Source organism: Pseudonocardia xishanensis (genome assembly GCF_039541715.1).
GTDB lineage: Bacteria > Actinomycetota > Actinomycetes > Mycobacteriales > Pseudonocardiaceae > Pseudonocardia > Pseudonocardia xishanensis.
On sequence record NZ_BAABGT010000063.1, the window covers coordinates 1 to 24,692 of the forward strand.

The window sequence follows — 24,692 nt, forward strand, 5'->3', positions numbered from 1 at the left end:
TCGGCGCCGTCGCGTCGCTGAAGGAGATCTCCGTCGTCCCGGCCCTGCCCAAGACCCGCTCCGGCAAGATCCTGCGCAAGACCATGCGCGGCATCGCCGACGGCGTCGACGAGCCGGTGCCCTCGACGATCGAGAGCGCGGACGTCCTCGACGCGCTGCGACCCGTACTGCGCAAGGAGACCATGTGACCACCGAGCTGGACAGGAACCTCGTCGAGCTGCAGGTCACCGACGGCATCGCGCTGGTCCGGCTGAACCGGCCGGAGCAGCTCAACGCCCTCTCCGACGCGCTCCTGCGCAGTCTCGAGGCGACCCTGGAGCAGGTGGAGGCGGACGAGAGCGTCCGCGCCGTGGTGCTCACGGGCACGGGGGAGGCGTTCTGTGCGGGCGCCGACCTCAGCCAGCTCCTCGAGCGGCTCGACGGGCGGCAGGACGCGATCCTGGACTTCGTCCGGCGGGCCGGGCGCACCTTCCGCAGGCTCGAGACCTCCCGGCTCCCGGCTGTCGCCGCGGTCAACGGCACCGCGGTCGCGGGCGGGTTCGAGCTGATCCTGGCCTGCGACGTGGTGTTCGCGGCACCGGGGGTGCGGATGGGCGACGGGCACCTGCGCTACGGGGTGCTGCCCGGTGGCGGGGGAGCGGTCCGCCTGGAGCGCAAGATCCCGCCGAACGCCGCCCGGCGGCTGCTGCTCACCGGCGACTTGGAGCCCGCCGAGCGCTTCCGGGAGTGGGGTCTGGTCGAGGAGGTCGTGCCCGCGGTCGAGCTGGTGGACCGGGCGGTCGCGTTCGCCCGGCGGCTGGCGACCCGCAGCGCCCGCGGGCTGGCGGAGGCCAAGCGGGTGGCGACCGCGGCCTGGGACCTGCCGACGGAGGAGGCACTGGGGCTCGAGTACGACACGTTCGCCGACTATGTCGCCTCCGACGACCTGCGCGAGGGGCTGCGCGCCTTCCGCGACCGGGCCCGCGGGTGACCGTCCCTTCCGATCGGAGAAGACCATGACCTCAGACGCGGTGTCGCCGACTCCGCCGTCGAGTCCGGAGACACGCTCCGGGCGTCCGGCCGCCGACCTCGCGACCACGGTGGTCCTCGCCGCTTTCGTCGCGGTGCTGGGGTTGTTCCCGGGGATCTACGTCGGTGCGACCGGCGTGCCGATCGTGGTGCAGAACATGGGTCCGTTCCTCGCCGGGGCCCTGGTCGGGGCCCGGCGGGCCCTGTTCGCCGTGCTTCTGCTGCTGGCCCTGGTGGCGATCGGGCTGCCGTTGCTGTCCGGCGGTCGTGGCGGGCTCGCGCCCTTCGTGGGGCCCAGCGGCGGCTTCCTCCTGGGGTGGACGGTGTCCGCCCTGGTGGCGGGCCTGGTCGCCCAGCTCTTGGCCCGTCGCGGCAGGCCGCGGCTTCCGGCGCTCCTGCTCGCCGCACTCGCGGGCCTGGCGGCCGACTACGCCGTCGGCGTGCCGTGGCTCGCGGTCCAGACCGGGTCGTGGGCGACCGCGGTCACGGGCTCGGCGGTGTTCCTGCCGGGCGACCTGCTCAAGGTCGTCGTCGCGGCGCTCGTGGCCTCGCTGGTCCACCGGGCGCTCCCGGGGCGGCTGACCGCGCTCCGCGCGTCCACCGCCGCGAGATGACGGCCGCGCAGGCGGAGCCAGGGAAGGAGCGCCGGACCACCCGTTCCCGACCCGACCCGGCCCGCCGATCCCGCATCTTGACGGCGGCCGCGGAGCTCATCTCCCGCAACGGCTACCACTCGGTCGCCCTGGCGGACATCGGCACCGCCGCGGGGATCGTCGGGTCCGGCGTGTACCGCCACTTTCCGAGCAAGGACGCGATCCTCGTGGCCCTGCTGGAACGGGTGATGGACCGGCTCGAGGCGGCCGCGACCGCGATCGTGGAGTCCGCGGCGGACGACCGGTCGGCGGTGACCGCGCTGGTGCGCAACCACGTCACGGTCGCGGTGCACGACCGCCGGATCCTGCAGATCTACCACCTCGAGGCGCACAGCGTGCCCGGGAACGAGTTCCGCAGGCTCCGCCGGTCGCAGCGGCACTACATCGAGGAGTGGGTCTCGGTCGTGGCCCCGCTGCACCCCGGCCGCGCGGACGCCGATGTCCGGGTGGTGGTGCACTCGGCGATCGGCGCGATCCAGTCGATCCTGTTCCACCACTCCGGGCTGCCCGAGGGCAGGCTCGGTGAGCTCCTGCGCCGCGCGGCCCACGCCTGTCTGGAGATCGAGCCTGCGCCGTGAGGCCCGGCTCAGGGCCGCAGTTCCGCGGCCCGCCGCTCCACCGCGGCGAGGTCCGCGGAGTCCGCGGCGAAGCCGTTGAACAGCGTGCGGCAGTACTCGCGGGACAGCTCCTCCGGGCCCCAGCCGCCGCCGCGGTGGAACCACTGGGCGACCTGCTTGTGCAGGCTGAAGAACTGGAACATCAGCAGCCGGACGTCGGTGTCCCGGAACAGGCCCTGCGCGACCGCCTCGCGGCCGAGCTCGAGCAGCGGCTGCTCGAAGGCGCTGCGCTGGGCGAGGAACCGGGTCCGGTTGGTGCCGGTGAGGTAGCGGTAGTCGTGCTCGTAGACCCAGACGTAGTCGGGGCGCTCCGCGATCCCGGCCAGGATGGCCTCGGAGATGAGGCGCAGCTTGACCAACGGCGACTCCTCCAGCGCGCAGACCTCGCGGGTCCGCTCGACGAGCGGGGTCATCACCCGGGCGGAGATCTCGACGAGCAGGTTCTCCTTGGACTCGATGTAGCGGTAGAGCGCTCCCTTGCCCATCCCCGTCGCGGCCGTCAGGTCGCTGACCGACGTGCCGGAGTAGCCCCGCTCGGCGAACAGCGTGGTCGCGATGTCGATGACCTCGTCGCGGCGCGTCTCGAACCCCGGGCCGTGGCCCTGCGGGCGACCGCGGCGCGGCGCCGCGGCCGCGGTCCGCTCGTCCGTCGTCACTGCACGCCCCCTCCTCGGCCTGGTCGGTCCAGGCTGCCACACCACCGCGACCCGGCCACGGCATCGTCCGAACGGGTGATGCACTTGTGGCGCGCGCCGCACCGGGTCTAGCGTCCCGGAATTACGTGGACCGCTCGGTCCACGAAAATCATAGGCCCTCGCAGTGACGCGTGCGACCTCACCCGCGCCGTCCGCGTGTGTCTGTCGGGAACCGACCCCGAAGGACCGATGTGGCATGACGAACCAGAACCCGACCGTGGCGCCCCCGCTCACGGTCGAGCGTGACGCGGTCACCGAGCAGGAGCTCCGCGACCTCGGCGTCGACCTCGAGAAGGACTTCCCCGGATCCACCGCTGCCGACTTCCTGCGCTACCCGGTGCTGAGCGAGGGCGGGTGGTTCATCGTGGTGAAGCACCAGCCGACCCTGGTCTCGGTGAGCCGCGAGCCCTGGGACATCTTCGGCCCGATCCACCTCACCTCCCACGGACTGGACCTCTCATGACAATGATCGGAGTGGACGTCGGCGGTACCTTCACCGACGTCGTGGCGATCGAGGGCGGCGAGATCCGCACGATCAAGGTCGCGACGGAGGCGCGCACCGAGGAAGGCGTGATCGCCGGCGCCCGCGAGGCGGGCGTCGAGAACGCCACGGTGTTCAACCACGCCAGCACCCACGGGCTGAACGCGGTCATCACGCGCAAGCTCCCCAAGATCGCGTTCCTGACCACGCTCGGGCACCGGGACATCCTCGACGCCGGGCGCACCTGGCGTCCCGCGGAGGCGCTGACCGACGCGCACTGGCGCCGCCCCTACGGCGACGCGGCCCGCCCGCTGGTGGCCCGCTACCTGCGTCGCGGCATCCGCGAGCGGATCACCGCGGACGGCGGCATCCTGATCCCGCTCGACGAGGACCAGGCCCGCGCCGAGCTGGAGGTGCTGCGCCGCTGCGAGGTCGAGGGCGTGGCGATCTGCCTGATCAACTCCTACGTCAGCGCCCACCACGAGGAGCGGCTGCGCGACCTCGTGCACGAGGTACTCGGCCCGGTGCCCTGCTCGATCTCGAGCGAGGTCTCGCCGCTGGCCAAGGAGTTCGCCCGGTCGTCGACCACGGTGATCGACGTCTTCATGCGGATCATCTACGACGGCTACACCTCGAGGCTCGACGCCGGGCTGCGGGCCGAGGGCTTCACCGGCCAGCTGAACTACGCGAACTGCGCCGCCCAGCTGGTGTCCGCGGACATCGCGGTGGAGCACCCCTACGAGATCGTGTTCGCCGGGCCCGCGGCCGGGACCATGGCGAGCGCCTACTTCGGGTCGCTGATCGACACCCCGAACCTGCTGTGTGCCGACGTCGGCGGGACCTCCTGCGACATCAGCCTGGTCACCGACGGGGCGCCGTCGGTCGACACCACGTTCGAGCTCGAGCACGACCTCATCGTCAACGCGCTGTCGAACGAGATCGTCAGCATCGGCGCGGGCGGCGGCAGCCTGGTCACGGTGAGCCCCGCGGGCGAGCTCCTAGTCGGCCCGGGCTCGGCGGGCTCGGTGCCCGGCCCCGCCTGCTACGGGCGCGGCGGCACGCAGCCGACCACCACCGACACGATGCTGCTCATGGGGATCATCGACCCCGACGGGTTCGCGGGCGGCCGGATGCAGCTCGACCCGGACCTCGCCCGGCGGGCGTTCCAGGACCTGGACTCGCCGCTGAGCTTCGACCAGCGGGTGAACTACGCCTTCCGGGTCGGGGTCAACAACGTCGCCGAGGGGCTGTTCAACGTCGCCGTCAAGCACGGCATCGACCCGCGGGACTACAGCCTGCTCGCCTTCGGCGCCGCGGGCCCGATGCTGCTGCCCGCGACGCTGGGCCTGGTCCACGCCAAGGAGGTCGTGGTCCCGCCGCACCCCGGGCTGTTCTCCGCCCTCGGGCTGGTCAGCTCCGACCAGGTCTACGGCGACAGCCGCAGCGCGTACACGATCCTCGAGCCCGGCGCTGCCGAGTCCATCGAGAAGGTCTACGCGCAGATGGAGGACCGGCTCAAGCAGCGCTTCGGCGACCGCGGCGGGGACGCGAAGTTCGTCCGCACCTTCGACGCCTTGCTGATGGGCCAGAGCTGGGAGACCCCCTTCGTCACGATCCCGGACGGGCCGATCACCGCGGACACCGTGCACCAGATGATCGCGAACTTCCACGACGTCTACCAGCAGCGCACGGGCAACCGGTTCGAGGCGCTGCCGGTCCAGGGCGTGACCTACCGGGTCGAGGCGGTGTTCCCGGCCGCGAAGGTCGAGTACCCGAAGCTCCCGGCCCGGGACTCCGGCGGTCCGGAGTCCTCCCGGGAGCTGGAGATCCGCTACCTGACCGACGAGCCGCTCGTCGCACTGGAGTACCAGCGGGTCGACCTGCGCGCGGGCGACGAGCTCGCGGGCCCGGCCGTGGTGCGCGAGCCGCTGTCCACCACCTTCGTGCCGCCCGGGCACCACCTCACCGTGGGCACCTACGGCGAGCTCCACATCCGACTCGGAGGGACCCCGTGAGCGACACCAAGGCACTGCGCGACCTCACCGACGAGGAGTTCGCCGCCCGCTACCACGCCGACCGGTTCACCGCGGGCGTGCTCGGCAACCGCATGCGCTACGTGGTGGACCACATGTGCGCCGGGCTGCTGAACAACGCGTTCTCGTCCATCTTGCGGGACTGGTACGACTTCGGCGCCACCATCGCGGGTCCGCCCGAGCAGGACTACCAGATGAGCACGGTGAGCAACTCGCTCGCGGTGTTCCTCGGGACGATGGGCGACGCCGTCCGCAACACCATCGAGGAGTATGGGCCGGACGAGGTCGAGGAAGGCGACATCATCATCGCCAACGACCCGTACCGCGTGGGCAACCACGTGAACGACATGTGCTTCATCCGCCCCGTGTTCCACGAGGGCCGGATCATCACGTTCGTCACCATCCGCGCCCATCAGCTCGACATGGGCGGCGTGGTGCCCGCCGGGTTCAGCGCCACCAAGCGCAACTCGTACGAGAACGGCCTGGTCATCAGCCCGATGCGGCTGTATGTCAAGGACAAGCCGGTCCGCTCGACGTTCAACCTGATCTTCGACAACGCGCGCATGGCGGCGCTGCTCTACCCGGACATGAAGAGCATCTACCAGGCCCTGCTGCTCGCCGAGCGGCTGATCCTGGAGAGCGTGGCGCGCTACGGCGTGGACGCCTACCTGGGCGCGATCTCCTACACGTGCGACGCGTCCGCGGAGGCCATGAGCACCGCGCTGCGCGAGTCCATCCCGGACGGTGTGTACGAGGCCGAGGAGGGCATCGACGCCGACGGCGTGGACGACAGCATCACCTACCAGCTCAAGATCCGGATCGCCAAGCACGGCGACCGCGTCGAGGTGGACCTGTCCGGCACCTCGGAGCAGGCCCGCACCTCGGTGAACGCCACCGCGCTCGACGCGAAGACGGCCATCGCCGTCGGGATCAAGATGCTGATCGACCAGACGACGCCCTTCAACTCGGGCTCGTTCCGCAACATCGACGTGGTGGTGCCGCCGGGCACCATCTGCAGCGCCACCCCACCGGACGGCTGTGTCTTCCTCTACTGGGAGTCCACGATGCCGGTGCTCCAGGCGGTGTACCGGGCGCTGTCGAAGGTGTTGGGCGTCAACGCCGTCGGCGGCGACTACGGCTCGCTGATGCTGCACAACGCCAACGGCGTGACCGAGGACGGCACCCCGTGGACGACCGTCGCGGAGTGCGGCGGCGAGCACGGCCCGTGGGGCGCGACGAAGGCGGGCGACGGCGACAGCTACATGGTCGCCCAGCTGATCAACAACATCGACCCGGCCACCGAGGCGATCGAGGCCAACTCTCCGGTCGTGGTGCTGCGCAAGGAGTACGCCGCCGACACGTCGGGCGCGGGGGAGAACCGGGGCGGCGCCTCGGTCCGCCGCGACACCCTCTACCTGCGCGACGCCGAGCACTGGTCGAGCCCGCTGCACACCAAGAAGCCCAGCGGTGTCGGCGCCTACGGCGGACGCGACGGGGTGGCCCAGGCCTGCTGGATGTTCACCCCCGAGAGCTTCGACATCGCCCAGACCCAGGACCTGCTCGGCACCGGCCCCGAGGTCTACGCCGCCTCGCAGCCGATCGCGGGCGTGCTGGACCCGGAGACCAAGGTCCTCGACCCGGCGGGGGAGTACCACTACTTCGCCTCGACGCCGATCTGGCGGACCTCGCCGCGCACCATCTTCCGGTACCAGACCGGCGGGGGTGGCGGTTGGGGCGACCCGCTCGACCGCGACCCGGAGCGGGTGAAGCGGGACGTGCGGGACGAGTACCTGACGATCGAGGGCGCGTACCGCGACTACGGCGTCCGCGTCGTCGGGAGCCCGCTGACCCACCCCGAGGAGCTGACGGTCGACACCGAGGCGACCGAGCGCCGTCGGGCCGAGATGAGGGCCGCACGCTGATGGAGTTCGCACTCGACGCCACGACGCGGGAGTGGATGGAGCGCGTCCAGGGCTTCCTCGACGAGCACATCCGCCCCGCCGAGCCGGTCCTGGAGGTGCAGTACGCCTCCGCGGCGGACCCGTTCGACTACGAGCCGCCGATCAAGACCGAGCTCAAGGAGAAGGCCAAGGCCGCCGGCCTGTGGAACCTGTTCCTGCCGGACAAGGAGTTCGGCGCCGGGCTGACCAACCTGCAGTACGCGCCGCTGGCGGAGATCACCGGGCACAGCATCGACCTGGCCCCGGAGTCCTTCAACTGCTCGCCGCCGGACGCCGGGAACATGGAGCTGCTCGCGCAGTACGGCACCGAGGCGCAGCAGGAGGAGTGGCTGCGGCCGCTCCTCGACGGCTCCATCCGGTCCTGCTTCGCGATGACCGAGCCGAAGGTCGCGAGCTCGGACCCCAACAACCTGCAGACGCGGATCGTGCGCGACGGCGACGACTACGTCATCAGCGGCCACAAGTGGTGGACCACCGGGATCTGCAGGCCCGACACGAAGCTGATCATCGTGATGGGGCTGACCGACCCGGACGCCCCGCCCGGCAAGCAGCACAGCATGGTGCTGGTCCCGCGGGACACCCCGGGCATCGAGATCACCCGCTCGCTGCCGGTCTTCGGCTTCCCGCACCACGCCTACGGCGGGCACGGCGAGGTCGTGTTCACCGACGTCCGGGTGCCCGCGGCGAACGTGCTCGGCACCGAGGGCGGCGGCTTCGCCATCGCCCAGGCCCGGCTCGGGCCGGGCCGGATCCACCACTGCATGCGGCTGCTCGGGCACGCCGAACGGGCCGTCGAGCTGATGTGTCGGCGCGCGCACGAGCGGGTCACGTTCGGCACCCCGCTCGCCGAGCAGGGCGTGGTCCAGGAGTGGATCGCGGACGCCCGGATGGACATCGAGCAGGCCCGGCTGCTGGTCATGAAGACGGCCTGGCTGATGGACACGGTGGGCAACAAGGGCGCCCGGGTGGAGATCTCGACGATCAAGGTCGTCGTCCCCAGGATCACCGCGCGGATCGTGGACCGGGCCATCCAGGTGTTCGGCGGGGCGGGGGTCTCCAACGACCTGCCCCTGGCGAACTACTACGTCGAGGCCCGCTACCTGCAGATCGGCGACGGGCCGGACGAGGTGCACAAGCGTGCCGTCGCCCGCCGCGAGCTGCGGAAGTACGCGGGGTAGGCGATGTTCGATCCCCTCACCCCCGCACGGCTCGTCGGGATGCTCGGCGAGCTGCTGCGGGAGTCCGCCCGCTGGGACCGCCCGCTCGACGAGTTCCGCACCTCCCAGCTGCTCTCGGCGAGCAGCGTCGCCCGCTACCTCTCCGCCGAGCTGGCGGGGGCGGAGCCCAACCGGAGCTGGTTCACCGAACAGGCCGTCGCCCTCGTGGCGGCGGCCCGGGAGGAGGCCACCGCTCCGTCGTGGCGGGAGGCGCTGGACCGGGCCCATACAGACCTCGTCGTCGGGCACCGCCCGCTCGGCGAGGTGACCGCCTCGGCGGCTCGGGCCGCCCGGTCCGCCGGGGACCCCGCCGCGGCGGCCTTCGCCGACCGCCTCCGCCGGCTGCTGGCCGAGCTGGCGGACCGGGACGTCGAGCTGCTCACGGCCGGGGAGCCGCGGTGAGCGACCCCGGTCCCGAGGTGGCCGAGGTGCTCGAGGTGCTGGCGGGCGCCGGCGTCGACACCGCGGGGGAGTGGTCGCTGCGCCAGCTCGCGGGCGGCTTCTCGCGGCACACCTACGTGCTCACCGAGGGTGCGGGGGACCGGGCGTACGTCGTGCGGGTCAAGCCGCCCGGCGGGCTGCTCGACACCGACCTGGAGCGCGAGTACGAGATCTACGCCGCGGCCGGGCGGGCCGGTCTCCCGGTGCCCGCGGTGCGCGGGCTCCGGGCCGCGGACTCGGCGCTGGGCGGCCCGTTCTTCGTGATGGACAAGGCGGAGGGCCGGTCCCCGCTGGTCTGGCGGCCCAGGGACCGGGCCGAGCTCGAGGAGAACTGGCGCAGCAGCCGGAGCGTGGCCACCGACCTGGTGGAGACGCTCGCCGCGGTGCACGACATCCCGGCCGCGGAGCTCGGCTTCCTGGGCCCGCCGGTCGGGTTCGCGGAGCTCGTCGAGCGGTGGCGGACGACCCACCACGACAACGTCGACGTCGCCGACCCGATCGTCGACGAGGCCTACGAGTGGGTGCTGTCCCGGGACCCCGGCCCCACCTCGCCGGGCCTGGTGCACGCCGACTTCCGGATCGGCAACGTGCTGCTCGACGGTGGGCGGGTCTCCGCGGTCATCGACTGGGAGCTCGCCTACCTCGGCGACCCCCTGTTCGACCTCGGCTACCTCGCCATGCCGTACTACGGGGGCAAGTTCACCGGCGGCGGCTCGCCGCTGGTGGGCGCGTTCGCCGAGGCGGAGTGGTTCGCCGAGACCTACGGGAAGCTCCGCGGGGTCGAGGTGGACCCGGAGACGGTCCGCACCTACACGGTGCTGGGCACGCTGCAGCTGATCGCCATCATCGGGATCGGGCTGCGGCAGTTCGCCGACGGGAACACGACCGACCCCCGGATGGCCTGGAACCGGTTCGTCCTGCCCGACCTGCGGCAGGACATGGTCCGGCTCATGGGGTGGTGAGCGGGCGGCCGGCCCCCGGGCTACCGGGGGCCGGCCGTTTCAGCACGTCCGGTCAGTCGAGCCGCAGCACGCGGCGGATCCAGTCCACCCGCGCCCGCCTGGCCTGGCGGGACAGCGGGGCGCCCGGGACGAAGGAGTCCGATCCGTGGAAGGCACCCGGCCACACGTGCAGCTCGGCGGGCACCCCCGCCCGCCACAGCGCCGAGGCGTAGGCGACGTCCTCGTCCCGGAAGGTCTCCGCTCCGCCGACGTCGACGTATGCGGGCGGCAGGTCGGCGAGGTCCACCGCGCGGGCGGGCGCCGCGTACCGGTCCGCGGCCGTGTCCCCGAGCAGGGCCGCCCACCCGGTCCGGTTGCTCACCCGGTCCCACACGCCCCCGACGGCGTACTGCGCGGCCGACACGGTCTCGCCGCGGTCGTCCAGCATGGGTGCGCAGAGCAGCTGACCCGCGATCCGCGGCCCGCCGCGGTCGCGCAGGAGCAGCAGAGCACCGGCGGCGAGGCCGCCGCCCGCGCTGGTGCCCGCCATGACGACTTTCTCGCGGTCGACGCCCAGCGCGCCCGCCTCGTCCAGCGTCCAGCGCAGGGCGGCGAGGCAGTCCTCCACGGGCGCCGGGTGGGGATGCTCGGGGGCGAGCCGGTACTCGACCGTCACGACCACGACGTCGAGCTCCTCGACCCACGCGCAGAACTCGTAGGCGCCGACGAACCGGTCACCCATGACCATCCCGCCGCCGTGCAGGTGCACGATCGCCGGGCGCGGGCCGGTCGAGTCCGCGCGGCGCAGCACGGTGACCGACACCCCGTCCTGTGTGTCGGTCGGGACCACGTGCTCGGTGTGGGTGATCGGACGTGAGCCGATGACCGCGTCGAGGTCCTTGCTCACCCGGCGCATCGTCAACCGGGCCTCCGGGATGCGCTCGCAGGTCAGCTCGGGCGGCATGATGCTCCGGAGGGTCGGTAGGACCGCCGCCAGGTCGGGGTCGATCGGCGGCCCGCCGCCCTCAGCTCTGGAAGATGCCACCGTTGACGTCCACCACCGCACCGGTCAGGAAGCTCGCCGCGTCGGACACCAGGAACGCCGCCACGGCGGCGATCTCCTCCGGGCGGCCGAACCGCTTGAGCGGCATGCCCTCCGGCGAGTAGCCGCGGCCCTCGATCATCGGGGTCTCGACGGCGCCGGGGGCGATCCCGTTGACCAGCACGCCGTGCTGCGCCTCCGCCTTCGAGGCCCAGCGCACGATCGAGTGGACGCCGCCCTTGCTGGCGCCGTAGTGCGGGCCGGACGCCACCCCGCCGTTGCGCCCGGCCACCGACCCGAGGCACACGACCCTGCCCGCCGTGCGGCGCAGGTGGGGGAGCCCGGCCTGCAGCATCCAGAGGGTGCCCTTGACGTTCACGTCGAGGACGAGGTCGACGTCGTCCTCGGTGAGCGCGTCGATGTGGGTCTCCCGGCCGTACACCCCCGCGCAGGTGACGAGCGCGTGCAGGCCGCCGTGATCGGCCGCCGCGGCGTCGACGGTCTCGCGCACGGCGGCCCGGTCGCGCACGTCCACGACCCGGCCGGTCGCCGTGCCGCCCGCCTCGCGGATCCGGTCCACGGTCTCGTCGAGGGGCAGGACGTCCGTCGCGGTCACCGCGAACCCCTGCGCGGCGAGCGCCGCGGCCGTGGCGCCGCCGATCCCGCGGGCGGCACCGGTGACCAGAGCGTGACCGCTCACGAGGTGGCCCCGTGATCGCGGACGCCGCCGTAGGTCTGCCAGCTCGGCGAGATCAGCCAGCCCGCGTCCACCGGCACGGTGACCCCGGTGATCGCCGAGGCCTCCGGCCCGGCCAGGAAGGCGACGGCGGCGGCGATCTCCGCGGGCTCGATCATCCGGCCCATGGCGGTGGCGTTCGTGATGCCGGAGGCGTCCCGCTCGCCGGCCTCGATCAGCCGCTTGACCAGCGGGGTCAGCGTGTACCCGGGGGCGACCCCGTTGACCCGGACACCGGCGCGGCCCCACTCGCCCGCCAGGTTCTCCGTCATCCGCACGACAGCGGCCTTGCCGATCCCGTAGGAGTGCAGCGGCGTCGAGCGCAGGCCGGTGATCGAGGAGATCGTCACGACGCTGCCGCGCCTGCGCTCGACCATCGGGCGGCCGAAGGCGACGGCCGCGGACCAGGTGCCGCGCACGTCCACGCGCAGCACCTCGTCCCAGGTCTCGGTGGAGAGCTCCTCGGGCGGCACGGGCAGGTGGGTGACGCCCGCCGCGGTGACCAGGATCGAGACCGGCCCGACCTCCTGCTCGACGCGTGTCGCCGCGGCCCGCACGCCCTCATCGTCGGTGACGTCCAGGCCGATCGCGACGTGGCCGCCGCCCGTGAGCCTGCCGACCGCCTCCTCGGCGGCGGCCTCGGCCAGGTCCGCCACCACGATCCGAGCCCCGCGCGCGGCGAGCAGCTCCGCACTCGCGAACCCGATGCCGCTGGCCCCGCCGGTCACCACGGCGATCTCTCCGTCGAGCGTCACGTCGTGTCCTCCTTCATCGCAGTCACGCTGTCTACCGACTGGTCGGTAGTAATCCATGCTCGCGTCTTCGTCCTGTGCCGTCAACAGGAACTCCGCCGGTGAAAGACTGTTCTTGCGCGGTCACACGTCACCCCGCTACGGTTCCCGGCGTGGTGCTACCGACTGGTCGGTAGAAGTTGTCAGACCTATCCTCGCAGCGTTGCCGGAGAGGACCACCGATGTCTCTACCCGCTGAAGGACCTGCCGTGAGCAGGGAGTCCGTCGACGGGGCCTGCCCCCGCTGCGGAGCCCACGAACTGCGCCGCTATCCGGTGCTCTCGGAGGGCGGATGGTTCCGGGCCGTCAAGTGCCAGCAGTGCCTGTACTCGGTCAGCCGCGACCGCTGGGACCTCCTCGGTCCGGTGCAGCTGACCTCGTCCGGCCTGACCTTCGACTGACCCGACCCCTGTTCGAGAACCGCGGAAAGGCGGAGACACGATGATTGGAGTGGACGTCGGGGGGACCTTCACCGACGTGGTGGCCGTGCGGAACGGAGAGATCCGGACCGTGAAGGTGCCGACGAACGTACGTGACACGGAGCAGGGTGTGCTCCGCGGTGCCCAGGACATCGGGGTGTCGGAGTCGCAGATCTTCAACCACGCCAGCACCCACGGGCTCAACGCCGTGATCACGCGGCGGCTGCCGAAGATCGCGTTCCTGACCACGCTGGGACACCGCGACATCCTCGACATGGGCCGCACCTGGCGTCCCGTGGAGGGTTTGACCGACGCCGCGTGGCGCCGCCCCTTCGGCGACGCCGCCCGGCCGCTGGTGCCGCGCTACCTGCGCCGCGGAATCCGGGAGCGAATCACGGCGTCGGGTGACGTGCTGTTCCCGATCGACGAGGAGCAGGCCCGCGAGGAGCTGCGCACGCTCCAGGAGTGCGACGTCGCGGGCGTCGCGGTCTGCTTGATCAACGCCTACGTGACCGACGCGCACGAGGCGCGGCTGCGCGACCTGATCCGCGAGGAGCTCGGCGACGAGGTCGCTGTCTCCATCTCGAGCGAGGTCTCGCCGCTGGCCAAGGAGTTCGCACGCGCCTCCTCGACCGTCGTCGACGTGCTGATGAAGCTCATCTACGGCAAATACACCGACCGGCTCGACTCCGGCCTGCGGGACCTCGGCTTCACCGGCGACCTGAACTACGCCGACTGCGCCGCGCACCTGGTGCCCGCCGAGGTCGCGATGCGCCAGCCCTTCCGCATCGTGTTCGCGGGCCCGGCCGCCGGCACCATGTCGAGCGCGCACTTCGGCTCACAGATCGACCTGGGCAACCTGCTCTGTTGCGACGTCGGCGGCACGTCGGCCGACATCAGCCTGGTCACCGCGGGCGTGCCGTTCGTGAACACCAGCTTCGAGCTCGAGCACGACCTGATCGTGAACGCGCTGTCCAACGAGGTGTCGAGCATCGGCGCAGGTGGCGGCAGCCTGATCACCATCGGCGAGGTCGGCGAGCTGCGGGTCGGCCCCGGCAGCGCGGGCGCGGATCCCGGTCCGGCCTGTTACGGGATCGGCGGTGAGCAGCCGACGATGACCGACGCGTGCCTCCTGATCGGGATCATCGACCCCGACGGCTTCGCGGGCGGCCGGATGACCCTGAAGAAGGACCTCGCCGAGCAGGCCTTCGCCGCGCTCGACACCCCGATCGGGGTCGACCAGCGGGTCCGGCACGCCTTCGACATCGGCATCAACAACATCGCCGAGGGCGTCGTCAACATCGCCATCCAGCACGGCATCGACCCCCGCGACTACAGTCTGGTCGCCTACGGGGCGGCCGGTCCGATGCTGCTACCCGCCGTGTTGGGGCAGGTCCGCGCCCGCGAGGTCGTGGTCCCCCCGCACCCCGGCCTGTTCTCTGCGCTGGGCCTGGTCAGCTCGGACCTCGTCTACTCCGAGAGCCGCTGCTCCTACACCCTGCTCGACGGCGACGCCGCGCCCCACATCGACGCGATCTTCACCGAGATGGAGGAGGCGCTGCGCAGCAGGCTGCGCCCGGAGGAGCGCGAGAAGGCCGTCTTCGTGCGCAGCCTCGACGGCAGGCTCGTCGGGCAGAGCTGGGAGACCCCGTTCGTCGAGGTACCCGAGGGCACGATCGACGCCGCCGCGATGGACCAGCTGGTCCGCAACTTCCACAAGACCTACGGCGAGCGCTGGAGCAAGACCTTCGAGATGATGCCGGTCCAGGGCGTGACCTACCGGGTCGACGCCCAGGTGCCCGCGGACAAGGTGTCCTACCCCGAGGTGCCGCGGCGAACGGACGGGGATAGGCCGTCCGCGCCGGTCCCGACCCGCTCGCTGACCCTGCGCTACCTCAGCGAGTCCGACCAGGCGGCGAACGAGTACGCCCGGGTCGACCTGCGCCAGGGCGACCGGATCGCGGGTCCCGCGGTCATCCGCGAGCCGATGTCCACCACATTCGTCCTCGCGGGCCAGACCGTCGAGGTCGGGCGGGTCGGCGAGCTGCGCATCACCCGGGAGGAGTCATGAGCACCGCCGCCCCCGTCCGGCTGCGCGACCTGGACGACGCCGCGTTCGTCGAGCGCTACGGCGCGGACCGGTTCACCATGTCGGTGCTGTCCAGCCGGGTCCACTACGTCGTGCAGCACATGTGCAGTGGCCTGCTGAACACGGCGTTCTCCGGCATCCTGCGGGACTGGTACGACTTCGCGGCCACCGTGTCCGGCCCGCCGTCGGACGACTACCCGATGGGCTCGGTCAGCAACAGCCTCGCCGTGTTCTTCGGGACAATGGCGGACGGCCTGCGCAATGCAGTCGAGGAGTACGGGCGCGACCGGCTCCGCGAGGGCGACCTGCTGATCTGCAACGACCCCTACCGGACCGGCACGCACGTCAACGACATCCTGTTCATCCGCCCCGTGTTCCACGACGGCGAGATCGTGTCGTTCGTGACGATGCGGGCCCACCAGCTCGACATGGGCGGCGTCGTCCCCGCCGGGTTCAGCGCGACCAAGCACAACGTCTACGAGTCCGGCCTGGTCCTGTCCCCGCAGCTGCTCTACCGCGAGGACGAGCCGGTCGACTCGGTCTTCCACCTCATCCTGGACAACGCCCGCTACGGCGCGCTGCTGCTCCCGGACCTCAAGACGATCTACCAGAACCTCCGGCTGGGCGAGCGGCTGCTCCACGAGAGCATCGAGCGCTACGGCGCCGAGGCGGTCCGCGGGTCCATCCGCTACAGCGCCGACGCCTCGGCCGAAGCCATGTCGAACGCCATCGCCGAGCTCCCCGACGGGGACTACGAGGGCGAGGAGTTCATCGACTGCGACGGCGTCGGCGACGATGTCGAGTACCGCGTCCACGTCACCGTGCGCAAGCGCGGCGAGGACATCGAGGTCGACCTCTCCGGCACCTCCCCGCAGGCCCGGACCAGCATCAACGGCACCATGCTGGACACCAAGACGGCCGTCGGCGTCGGGCTGAAGTACCTGCTCGACCCCACCTCGCCGTTCACCTCCGGCACCTACCGGACGATCGACGTCGTCATCCCGCCGGGGACGATCGGCAGCGCGATCCCGCCGGACGGCCCGGTCTTCCTGTACTGGGAGGCCACCATGCCGGTGATGATGGCGATCTTCCGCGCGCTGTCGCAGGCGCTGGGGGAGCGGGCCATCGGCGGCGACTACGGCACGCTGGCGCTGCACAACGCCAACGGCGTGACCAACGGGGTCCCTTGGGTCACCACCGCGCAGTGCGGCGGCGAGCACGGCCCGTGGGGCGCGACCCGACACGGGGACGCGGACAGCTACGAGGTCATCTACATGGCCAACAACCTCGACCCCGCCACCGAGGCGATCGAGGCGGACATCCCCGTCGTCGTGCTGCGCAAGGAGTACGTCGCCGACACCGCGGGCGAGGGCACCCACCGCGGCGGCGCGGCTGTTGTCAAGGACACGCTCTGGCTCTCCGAGGCGGAGCACTGGTCCAGCGCCCTGCGCACCAAGCGCAGGGCCGGGTTCGGCGTGCACGGCGGGAACAGCGGTTCGGCCGCCGCCACCTGGCTCTTCGACAGGGAGGCCTTCGACGTGGAGCAGGAGCGTGACCTGCTGCCGTTGAACGGCGGGGTGTACGCGGGCTCCACGCCGATCGCGGGCGTGCTCGACCCGGAGACGAAGGAGGTCGACCTCGAGAACGGCCGCTACTTCTACTTCGCGAGCAACCCGACCTGGTACACGAAGCCCGGGGCGCAGTTCCGCTACCTGACCGCGGGCGGCGGTGGCTGGGGGAACCCGCTGGACCGCACCCCGGAGCGGGTGCTGACGGACGTCCGTGATGAGTACCTCACGATCGAGGCCGCCGCGGAACGGTACGGGGTCGTCATCACCGGGGACCCGGTAAGGCATCCTGAGAAGCTGGCGATCGACGAGGAGGCCACCCGGGAGCGGCGTGCGCGCCTCGCGGTGACCTAGCGGACGGGGGTCCGTGGCCGGCCGCGCGCCGGCCACGGGCCCGCTCCCAGGACTGGAGGACGGCGTGAAGGCACCACCGGGCGGGACGGCACGCCGTGCGGAGATCATCTCGGTGGCGGCGCGCCTGTTCGACGAGCACGGCTACCACAGTACGACGATGGACGACATCGCCGCGGCGATGGGTATCCGCAAGCCGACCCTTTACCACCACGTCCAGAGCAAGACCCAGATAGTCGTGTGGATCCACGACGAGCTGGTTAATGAGCTCACCGATCGGCTCGAGGCGAGGCTGGCCGCGGAGATGCCGCGGCCCGCCCTCCTGCACCTGGTGCTGGAGGACATCCTCGAGATTCTGGAGACCCGCCCAGGCCACCTGCGGGTCTACTTCGAGCACCATCGGGAGCTGCAGGGGGAAGAGGGAGAACTCGCCCGCGCGAAGCGGGACCGGTACACCGACCTGGTCCGCTCCGTGATCGCGCAGGGCCACGCGGCCGGGGAGTTCCACGCCCCGGACCCGATGCTCTCCACCTTCGCCTTCTTCGGCATGTCCAACTGGGCCTACCAGTGGTACCAGCCGGGTGGCGCGCTCGGGCACCGTGAGATCGCCCTCTACCTCTGGAAGACCTACATGAACGGGGTCGCCGTCGGACCGGTCGCGGCCCCCGTGCACCCGGCCGACCCCGCTGCACCCGGCCCCGCCGCGGCCCTGAGCCGCTCCGACGTCCCCGGCTGAGCCCAGGCCCTCCGAAGGCGGGCGGCGCCCCGCTCCTAGGAGGAAGACATGCTGGACCGCTCCGATGACCGGACCCTGCGCGACCTGCTTGATGAGCAGGTCGAGCGGCAGCCGGACAAGACCTGGTTGGTGGTGGAGTCGGCCGCGGGCGAGGTCGTCGAGCTGACCTACGCCGAGTTCGCCACGCGGGTCGACGCCGTCGCCGCGGGGCTCGCGGAGACGGGCGTCGGCCCGGGGGACCGGGTGACCGTCCAGCTCCGCAACGGCGTCGAGGTCGTCGAGACCTGGTTCGCTCTCGCCACCCTGGGCGCGGTGTTCGTGCCCTCGAACGTGGCCAACACCGCGCCCGAGCTGCGGCACGTGATCGGCCACTCGGGCTCGGTGCTCGTGGTGGCGGCCGCGGAGTTCCGCGAGACGGTGGCCAAGGCGGTAATCGAGGGCTGTCCCGGGGTGCGCGAGGTGGTGGTCGTCGGGCGGGCGGAGGCGGGCGAGCGCACCCTCGACGACCTGCGCCGCCCCGGCGTGGTCCCGCCCCGGGCCGGGTCGGCGGACGAGGTGGTCGAGACGATCTTCACCTCCGGCACGACGTCCCGGCCCAAGGGTGTCCTGCTCACCCACGCGAACTCGCTGTTCGGCGGGGCACAGGCGGCGAGCGCGCTGCACCTGGACGGCACCGACCGGCTGCTCACCGCGTTGCCGGTGTTCCACGTCAACGCCCAGGCCTGCACGATCCTCGCCGCGCTGACGGTCGGCGGCAGCTGCGTGCTGCTCGAGGAGTACCGCGCCACGCGCTTCTGGGACCAGGTGCGCCGCCACGGCGCCACCGAGATCAGCCTGGTCGCGATGCAGGCCCGGACCCTGCTCGCGCAACCGGAGTGCGAGACCGACCGCGAGCACGCGGTGCGGCGGGTGTTCTACGCGCTGAACATCGGTGTCGACGAGCGGGACTCCTTCGAGCGCCGCTACGGGGTCGAGCTGGTCAACGGCTACGGCCTGTCGGAGGCGATGGTCCTGGTGACCCTCGCGCCGGTCTTCGGGCCCAAGCGGTGGCCGTCGATCGGGCTGCCGCTCGACGAGCGGACCGTCCGGCTCGTCGGCCCCGACGGCGAGGACGTCGCCCAGGGCGAGGTCGGCGAGATCGTCGTCCGGGGCAGGCCGGGGCGGTCGGTCATGCTCGGCTACCACGACGACCCGACCGCGACTGCGGCCGCGCTGCAGGACGGCTGGCTGCGCACCGGGGATAACGCTTATGCGGACGAGCGCGGCTACCTGTTCTTCTTCGACCGCGGCAAGGACATGATCAAGCGGTCGGGCGAGAACATCTCCTCCATGGAGGTGGAGGCCGTCCTGCTCGACCACCCGGACGTCGCGGAGGCGGCAGTGGTCGGTGTCCCAGACCCCGTGCGGGACGAGGCGGTCAAGGCCTGGCTGGCCCCGCTACCGGGGCGGACCCTCGACGAGGCGGAGATCCTGGCGTTCTGCCGCGAGCGGCTGGCCTCGTTCAAGGTGCCCACGATCGTCGAGCTCCGTGACGAGCTGCCCAAGACCTCCATCGGCAAGATCGAGAAGAAGTCACTCCGCTGACCCCTCCGGGGTTGCGCCATCGGGCCACGGAGACGTAGGAAGAGTTGACCCGACCGACTAGTCGGTAGAGCACGAGTGAGAGCTGAGGACAGTGTCGACGACCCCGCACGGCCCCCACCCCGACATGACGGACGACGCCGACGACGACGGACAGGCGCTGCGTGCGGCGCTCGCCGTCGCGAACCTGCCCACCCTGCTCCTCGTGCTCCGTGACCTGACGGGCGACGCGTCGTGGCTGGTCGACCACGCCCCGAGTCGCACCATCGCGATGAACGACAACGACGAGGGCGGGTTCGACGCCGCCGAGCAGCAGGCGATCCGGGACGCAGCGTTCACCGTGCTGCGCGAGATCCGCAATGGCACCCGGAAACCCGCCCCGACCCCCGCGGACACTGACCTCGTCGACGCGCTGAGCCGCTCGCTCGGCGAGCCGGTCCCCGCCGAGTACGCGGTCTCGATGGCGGAGGACGCCGGCTTCGCTCCGCACCCGGCGTTCGACGGCCCGGAGCTGGAGCGTGACCTGCGGGTCCTGGTGATCGGCGCGGGCGTGTCGGGGCTGTGCATCGGGGCCGCCCTGCGCAGCCTGGGCGCGGACTTCACGATCGTCGAGCGGCACGACGACGTGGGCGGCACCTGGCTGGCGAACGACTACCCGGGCGCGGGCGTCGATACCCCCAGCCACCTGTACTCGTTCTCCTTCGCCCCGCGCGGTGAGTGGAGCCGGTACTACCCGCGCCAGGACGAGATCCTCGGCTACCTGCGAGACGTCGCGAAGGACCAGGAGCTGCTGCCGCACATCCGGTTCGGTCGGGAGGTCGTCTCCGCCGAGTGGCGCGAGGCGTCGGCGGACTGGCTCGTCCGCATCGCCGACGGCACGGGCGCCGTCTCGGAGGAGGTCGCGGACGCCGTCGTCAGCTCGGTGGGGCAGCTGACCACCCCGATGGTCCCGGACATCCCCGGCCTCGCCGACTTCGCCGGGCCGGTGTTCCACACCGCCGAGTGGGACCACTCGGTGTTGCTGGCGGGCAAGCGGGTCGGGGTAGTCGGCGCGGGCGCGTCGGCGATGCAGGTGGTGCCCTCCATCGCCGAGGAGGCGGGGGAGACGCTGGTGTTCCAGCGGTCGCCGCAGTGGGTGTCGCCGAACGCGAACTACCTGCGCGAGATCGACCCGCGGATCCGGTACCTGATGCAGCACGTGCCGCACTACCGGGAGTGGTACCGACTGCGGCTGCTGTGGCAGTTCCAGGACAAGCTGCACCCGACCCTCCAGCGGGACCCAGACTGGCCGCACCCCGAGCGATCGCTCAATGCGGTGAATGACAAGCACCGCGCGTTCTTCACGGAATACATCAAGGAACAGCTCGCGGGCCACGAGGACCTGATCGAGAAGGTCCTCCCGGACTACCCGCCCTACGGCAAGCGAATGCTGCTCGACTACGACTGGTACAGGACCCTCAAACGCCCGGACGTCACCCTGATCACTTCCGGCGTCAAGGCCGTCGAGGGCTCGACCATCGTGACCGACGACGGCCGGTACGACGTCGATGTCCTGATCCTGGCCACCGGGTTCACCGCTCGGCGGATGCTGCACCCGCTGGACCTGCGCGGACGCAGCGGGGTGCCGCTGAGCGAGCAATGGGGGGACGACGACGCTTGGGCTTACCTCGGCGTGACCGTGCCGGACTTCCCGAACCTGTTCCTGATGTACGGCCCGAACACCAACCTCGGCCACGGTGGCAGCACGATGTTCTCCGCGGAGTGTCAGGCCACCCATGTCGTCGGGGTGCTGCGTGAGCTCGCCGCCCGCGGCGCGAGGGCTGCGGAGGTGACCGATGAGGCGAGCGCGGACTACGTGGCCCGCGTCGACGAAGCGCACGGGAAGATGGTGTGGACGCACCCGGGCATGGGCATCTGGTACCGCAACGCGGCCGGTCGCGTCGTCACCAACAGCCCGTGGCGGCTCGTCGATTACTGGGCGATGACCCGGGAGGTCGATCCCGCCGCGTACCGCTGGACCGGGGCGGCGACGTGAGCCCCTCGACGATCACGGTCGACCGGCAGGGCCCGGTCGTCCGGCTGGCCCTGGACCGGCCGGACCGGCTCAACGCCCTGGACCCCACGATGCTCGACGAGCTGCTGGACGTGCTGGCCGGGCTCGCCGCGGACCAGGACGTGCAGGGGTTGGTGCTCACCAGCGCGGGGCGGGTGTTCTCGGCGGGGGTGGACCTGGACTCCCCGTTCTTCATGGAGAACGTGCCGAACGAGGGCGACTTCACCGGTAAGCGTCTGCTGGACCACCAACACCGGGTAATCCAGGCCCTCTACGAGCTGCCGTTCCCGACCGTCGCTGGTGTGAACGGCGACGCCGTCGGTGGCGGGGGCTTCGGCCTGGCGATGGCCTGTGACGTACGCGTCGCGGTGCGCGGCGCCCGCTTCTGGATGGTCCCCGGAGAGCTCGCCGTGGTGCAGGACTTCGGACTGAGCTGGCTGGTGCAGAAGCAGATCGGCCCGTCCCGGACCCTGCACATGGCCCTGCTCGGCGCGCCCGTGGTCGCCGAGACCGGGCTGGGCTGGGGCCTGGTCAACGAGGTCGTCGAGCCCGCGGAGCTCTCGGGCCGGCTCGACGAGATCACCGCCCAGCTCGCGGCAGCGGGCCCCGACGCGGCCCGGATGCTCAAGCTCGTGGTCCGCAACGGCGCGCAGAGCACGCTGCGGGACCAGCTCGGCCTGGAAGCAGTCGCTAATGGCCTTGCCTTCCGGTCCGCGGAGTTCGCGGACCGGAAGGCCACCTACCTCGACCGGCTGCGGGGCCGCTGATGGCCGAGCTGGCCACGCTCTACCGGGGGCTGCGGCTGTGCCGCCGCTTCGAGGAGGTGATGGCGGAGCAGTACCGGGCCGGGACCGTGCCCGGCCCGCTGCACCTCGCTCTCGGCCAGGAGACGACGGCGGTGGGCGTCTGCGCGGCGCTGCGGAGGACCGACGTCATCACCTCGACCCATCGCGGCCACCACCACTGTCTCGCGAAGGGGGCGGACGTCGATCGGATGGTCGCGGAGCTGCTCGGCAGGCGGACCGGCTACTCGAAGGGCCGCAACGGGTCCATGCACCTCGCGGATCCGGACGTCGGGCTGCTGGGTACGAACGGGATCGTCGGCGGCGGCCTACCGATCGCCACCGGGGCGGCCCTCGGCCTGCGCACGCAGGGCCGGTCGGACGTCGCGGTGTGCTTCTTCGGCGAGGGCGCGACCTCCACCGGCAACTTTGGCGAGGCCCTCAATGTCGCGGCGCTCTGGCGGCTCCCGGTGGTCTTCGTGTGCGAGCACAACCGGTTCGCTGAGCTCACGCCCTCGTCCACGCACATCGCCGGCGACGTGTACCGGCGCGCGGAGGCCTACGGGTTCCCGGGCGAGCGCGTCGACGGCGCGGATGTGCGGGGCGTGCTCCGCGCGGCCGAGCAGGCGGTGGCTCGGGCCCGCGCGGGGGAGGGGCCGACCCTGCTCGAGGTGATGACCTACCGCTGGTCCGGGCACTACGTCGGCGACGCGGCGGCCTACCGGGACAAGGCCGAGGCGGCCGCGTTCCGGGACGGCGACCCGGTCGCGGCGCTGCGCGCGGAGCTGGCCGGGCTCGAGGCGGACGCGATCGACGCGCAGGTCGAGGACCTGCTGGCCGGCGCGCTGGAACGTGCGCTCGCCGCCCCGACTGCGGATCCGGAGGACCTGGGATGAGCATGAAGGACCTCAAGTTCTGGCAGGGCGTCAACCAGGCCCTCTACCAGGAGATGGAGCGCGACGAGTCGGTCGTGCTCTTCGGGGAGGACGTCGCCGGGCCGGGCGGCCCCTACGGCCTGACCCGCAACCTGCACAGGGAGTTCGGGCCGGACCGGGTGCGCGACACCCCGATCAGCGAGGCGACGATCGTCGGGATGGGAATCGGCGCCGCGGCGGTCGGGCTGCGCCCCGTCGTCGAGCTGATGTTCTTCGACTTCTGCATGCTGGCGATGGACCAGATCGTCAACCAGGCCGCGAAGTACCGGTACTTCACCGGCCGTCCGCTGCCACTGACGATCCGGACCATGAGCGGGTCGGGCGGCTCCTACGGCGCGCAGCACTGCCAGAGCTTCGAGGCCTGGTTCGGCGCGGTGCCGGGGCTGACCGTGGTGATGCCGTCGAACGCCCGGGACGCGAAGGGGTTGCTCAAGAGCGCGATCCGCAGCGACGACCCGACGCTGGTGATCGAGACCTTCGGCCTGCTCACCGCCCGACGCCAGACCCCCCAGGACCCTGACTTCCTGGTCCGGCTCGGCCGCGCGGAGATCCGCAGGTCCGGCACGGACGTGACTGTCGTGGCCACCGGACGGATGGTCGACCGCGCCTTGGCGGCGGCCGAGCAGGCCGCCGTCGACGGAGTTTCGGCCGAGGTGATGGACCTGCGCACGATCGCGCCGCTGGACCGGGCCACGGTGTGTGAGTCGGTGGTCCGCACGGGACGGCTGGTGGTCGCCCAGGAGGCCACGAGCCCGTTCAGCGTCGCCGCCGAGGTCTGTGCCCTGGTCAGCGAGGAGTGCTTCGACCACCTCCGTGCCGCCCCGGTCCGGATTACCGCCTGCTTCAGCAACGTGCCGACCCCGCCCGATCTCGTCGAAGCACGGGCGCCGAGCGTGGCCGATATCTACGAAGCGATTGCGGAGATCTCTAGGACCTAGCTAGGGGCTGGTTGACCCTTGGCGGGCACATGATCAGGGCGCGTGGGTGGCCGGTTGCCGACAGCAGCGGGATGACGAAGGTCGGGGTGAATTGGGCGAGGAGCAAGCCGACCGGAGCGGCCGTCACATGCCGGTGCTGGCGCTGGTCCCGGTTGACGCCAGGTGCGCCGGTGGCAGTCATGGTGAGGCTTCGATGAGCGAGTCGGCAGGGATGGGTCAGGGCCGCTCGGTCGGCAATGGACTGTGTCGTCGGGGTCGGGGACGCGCTTGCGGGGTCGTGGTTCGGGTACCGGCACGGGGCCGCGCCTGCGGCACGATCTGTTAGGTGGGCGCAGGGCATCGGCAGCAGCTGAACATCCCATCCCCCCTCGCAACGACGGCGAAATGGAGGCGTGGGCGGCGGTGGTCGTGGAGCATGAACGCGGGCCTGCCTGTCAGCGTCGTGAGTCGTCGAGGTGCTGGAGGAGGTCGTGGGCGGCGAGCTCGATGTCCTTGCGGCCCCACTCGGCGGCACGGTAGTGGCAGGCGATGATGCCCATGCGATGGGATCCTCGTGAAGTAGCCGAACACGAAGGCGTAGCGGCGCTTGGTCTCTTCGCCTGCGCCCCTTCGGTGAAGCCGAGG

22 protein-coding genes and 1 pseudogene are annotated in these 24,692 nt (G+C 71.6%); 19 read left to right on the plus strand and 4 right to left on the minus strand.

Annotation, left to right across the window (positions count from 1 at the left end):
* From prpE to ABD993_RS21150, 4 genes and pseudogenes are all read left to right on the plus strand, one after another.
* Positions 1-188 (plus strand): annotated as a pseudogene (prpE, locus tag ABD993_RS21135) (propionyl-CoA synthetase); the annotation flags it as partial.
* Complete coding sequence (locus tag ABD993_RS21140; RefSeq protein WP_345421122.1) at positions 185-970, plus strand: enoyl-CoA hydratase/isomerase family protein; 786 nt, start codon at positions 185-187, stop codon at positions 968-970. The pseudogene prpE and the gene ABD993_RS21140, both read left to right, overlap by 4 nt.
* Positions 971-995: 25 nt before the next feature.
* On the plus strand, positions 996-1,622 hold the full coding sequence (locus ABD993_RS21145) for a biotin transporter BioY (protein ID WP_345421125.1): 627 nt from the start codon (positions 996-998) through the stop codon (positions 1,620-1,622).
* Complete coding sequence (locus ABD993_RS21150; RefSeq protein ID WP_345421128.1) at positions 1,619-2,239, plus strand: TetR/AcrR family transcriptional regulator; 621 nt, start codon at positions 1,619-1,621, stop codon at positions 2,237-2,239. The genes ABD993_RS21145 and ABD993_RS21150 overlap by 4 nt, the downstream gene beginning before the upstream one ends.
* Positions 2,240-2,247: 8 nt before the next feature.
* Here ABD993_RS21150 and ABD993_RS21155 read toward each other — a convergent pair whose 3' ends face one another.
* On the minus strand, positions 2,248-2,934 hold the full coding sequence (locus ABD993_RS21155) for a TetR/AcrR family transcriptional regulator (protein WP_345421131.1): 687 nt from the start codon (positions 2,932-2,934) through the stop codon (positions 2,248-2,250).
* A gap of 235 nt (positions 2,935-3,169) precedes the next feature.
* Here ABD993_RS21155 and ABD993_RS21160 point away from each other — a divergent pair, with 235 nt between their 5' ends.
* Genes ABD993_RS21160 through ABD993_RS21185 form a run of 6 tightly spaced genes read left to right on the plus strand, consistent with a single transcriptional unit; the run spans position 3,170 to position 10,068 of the window.
* Positions 3,170-3,436, plus strand: a complete 267-nt coding sequence (locus ABD993_RS21160) for a hypothetical protein (protein ID WP_345421132.1) — start codon at positions 3,170-3,172, stop codon at positions 3,434-3,436.
* The gene (locus ABD993_RS21165) at positions 3,433-5,469 is read left to right on the plus strand and encodes a hydantoinase/oxoprolinase family protein (RefSeq protein ID WP_345421133.1); all 2,037 of its coding nucleotides are present in this window, start codon (positions 3,433-3,435) and stop codon (positions 5,467-5,469) included. The genes ABD993_RS21160 and ABD993_RS21165 overlap by 4 nt, the downstream gene beginning before the upstream one ends.
* Positions 5,466-7,409, plus strand: a complete 1,944-nt coding sequence (locus ABD993_RS21170) for a hydantoinase B/oxoprolinase family protein (protein ID WP_345421135.1) — start codon at positions 5,466-5,468, stop codon at positions 7,407-7,409. Before ABD993_RS21165 ends, ABD993_RS21170 begins: the two co-directional genes overlap by 4 nt.
* On the plus strand, positions 7,409-8,626 hold the full coding sequence (locus ABD993_RS21175) for an acyl-CoA dehydrogenase family protein (protein WP_345421137.1): 1,218 nt from the start codon (positions 7,409-7,411) through the stop codon (positions 8,624-8,626). The genes ABD993_RS21170 and ABD993_RS21175 overlap by 1 nt, the downstream gene beginning before the upstream one ends.
* Before the next feature lie 3 nt (positions 8,627-8,629).
* Positions 8,630-9,067, plus strand: coding sequence for a hypothetical protein (locus ABD993_RS21180; protein ID WP_345421140.1), 438 nt, complete (start codon positions 8,630-8,632; stop codon positions 9,065-9,067).
* Positions 9,064-10,068: a phosphotransferase family protein gene (locus ABD993_RS21185; RefSeq protein WP_345421143.1), complete on the plus strand. Its 1,005-nt coding sequence runs from the start codon at positions 9,064-9,066 to the stop codon at positions 10,066-10,068. The genes ABD993_RS21180 and ABD993_RS21185 overlap by 4 nt, the downstream gene beginning before the upstream one ends.
* Before the next feature lie 52 nt (positions 10,069-10,120).
* Here the strand turns inward: ABD993_RS21185 and ABD993_RS21190 are convergent, their stop codons facing one another.
* From ABD993_RS21190 to ABD993_RS21200, 3 genes are read right to left on the minus strand one after another with little or no spacing between them, the layout of a single operon-like run.
* Positions 10,121-11,092 (minus strand): alpha/beta hydrolase, encoded by a 972-nt coding sequence (locus ABD993_RS21190; protein ID WP_345421146.1) that lies wholly within the window; start codon positions 11,090-11,092, stop codon positions 10,121-10,123.
* Entirely contained in the window at positions 11,073-11,789 is a 717-nt protein-coding gene (locus ABD993_RS21195) for an SDR family NAD(P)-dependent oxidoreductase (RefSeq protein WP_345421149.1), read from the minus strand. The genes ABD993_RS21190 and ABD993_RS21195 overlap by 20 nt, the downstream gene beginning before the upstream one ends.
* Positions 11,786-12,580 carry an SDR family NAD(P)-dependent oxidoreductase gene (locus ABD993_RS21200; RefSeq protein WP_345421152.1) on the minus strand — a complete coding sequence of 265 codons (795 nt, stop codon included), beginning with the start codon at positions 12,578-12,580 and terminating at the stop codon, positions 11,786-11,788. The genes ABD993_RS21195 and ABD993_RS21200 overlap by 4 nt, the downstream gene beginning before the upstream one ends.
* Positions 12,581-12,825: 245 nt before the next feature.
* Here ABD993_RS21200 and ABD993_RS21205 point away from each other — a divergent pair, with 245 nt between their 5' ends.
* The 9 genes from ABD993_RS21205 to ABD993_RS21245 all read left to right on the plus strand — a co-directional run bounded on the left by ABD993_RS21205 (position 12,826) and on the right by ABD993_RS21245 (position 24,068).
* Positions 12,826-13,017, plus strand: coding sequence for a hypothetical protein (locus ABD993_RS21205; RefSeq protein WP_345421155.1), 192 nt, complete (start codon positions 12,826-12,828; stop codon positions 13,015-13,017).
* Positions 13,018-13,057: 40 nt separating this feature from the next.
* Positions 13,058-15,106 carry a hydantoinase/oxoprolinase family protein gene (locus ABD993_RS21210; protein WP_345421158.1) on the plus strand — a complete coding sequence of 683 codons (2,049 nt, stop codon included), beginning with the start codon at positions 13,058-13,060 and terminating at the stop codon, positions 15,104-15,106.
* Positions 15,103-17,046, plus strand: coding sequence for a hydantoinase B/oxoprolinase family protein (locus tag ABD993_RS21215; protein ID WP_345421161.1), 1,944 nt, complete (start codon positions 15,103-15,105; stop codon positions 17,044-17,046). Before ABD993_RS21210 ends, ABD993_RS21215 begins: the two co-directional genes overlap by 4 nt.
* A 64-nt stretch (positions 17,047-17,110) precedes the next feature.
* The gene (locus ABD993_RS21220; RefSeq protein WP_345421164.1) at positions 17,111-17,779 is read left to right on the plus strand and encodes a TetR/AcrR family transcriptional regulator; all 669 of its coding nucleotides are present in this window, start codon (positions 17,111-17,113) and stop codon (positions 17,777-17,779) included.
* Positions 17,780-17,827: 48 nt separating this feature from the next.
* Positions 17,828-19,363, plus strand: coding sequence for an AMP-binding protein (locus tag ABD993_RS21225; protein WP_345421167.1), 1,536 nt, complete (start codon positions 17,828-17,830; stop codon positions 19,361-19,363).
* Between the two features lie 91 nt (positions 19,364-19,454).
* Complete coding sequence (locus ABD993_RS21230) at positions 19,455-21,395, plus strand: flavin-containing monooxygenase (protein ID WP_345421170.1); 1,941 nt, start codon at positions 19,455-19,457, stop codon at positions 21,393-21,395.
* Positions 21,392-22,180, plus strand: a complete 789-nt coding sequence (locus tag ABD993_RS21235; RefSeq protein WP_345421173.1) for an enoyl-CoA hydratase/isomerase family protein — start codon at positions 21,392-21,394, stop codon at positions 22,178-22,180. The genes ABD993_RS21230 and ABD993_RS21235 overlap by 4 nt, the downstream gene beginning before the upstream one ends.
* Positions 22,180-23,091: a thiamine pyrophosphate-dependent dehydrogenase E1 component subunit alpha gene (locus ABD993_RS21240; protein ID WP_345421174.1), complete on the plus strand. Its 912-nt coding sequence runs from the start codon at positions 22,180-22,182 to the stop codon at positions 23,089-23,091. Before ABD993_RS21235 ends, ABD993_RS21240 begins: the two co-directional genes overlap by 1 nt.
* The gene (locus ABD993_RS21245) at positions 23,088-24,068 is read left to right on the plus strand and encodes an alpha-ketoacid dehydrogenase subunit beta (RefSeq protein ID WP_345421176.1); all 981 of its coding nucleotides are present in this window, start codon (positions 23,088-23,090) and stop codon (positions 24,066-24,068) included. Before ABD993_RS21240 ends, ABD993_RS21245 begins: the two co-directional genes overlap by 4 nt.
* The last annotated feature ends 624 nt before the right edge of the window (positions 24,069-24,692 follow it).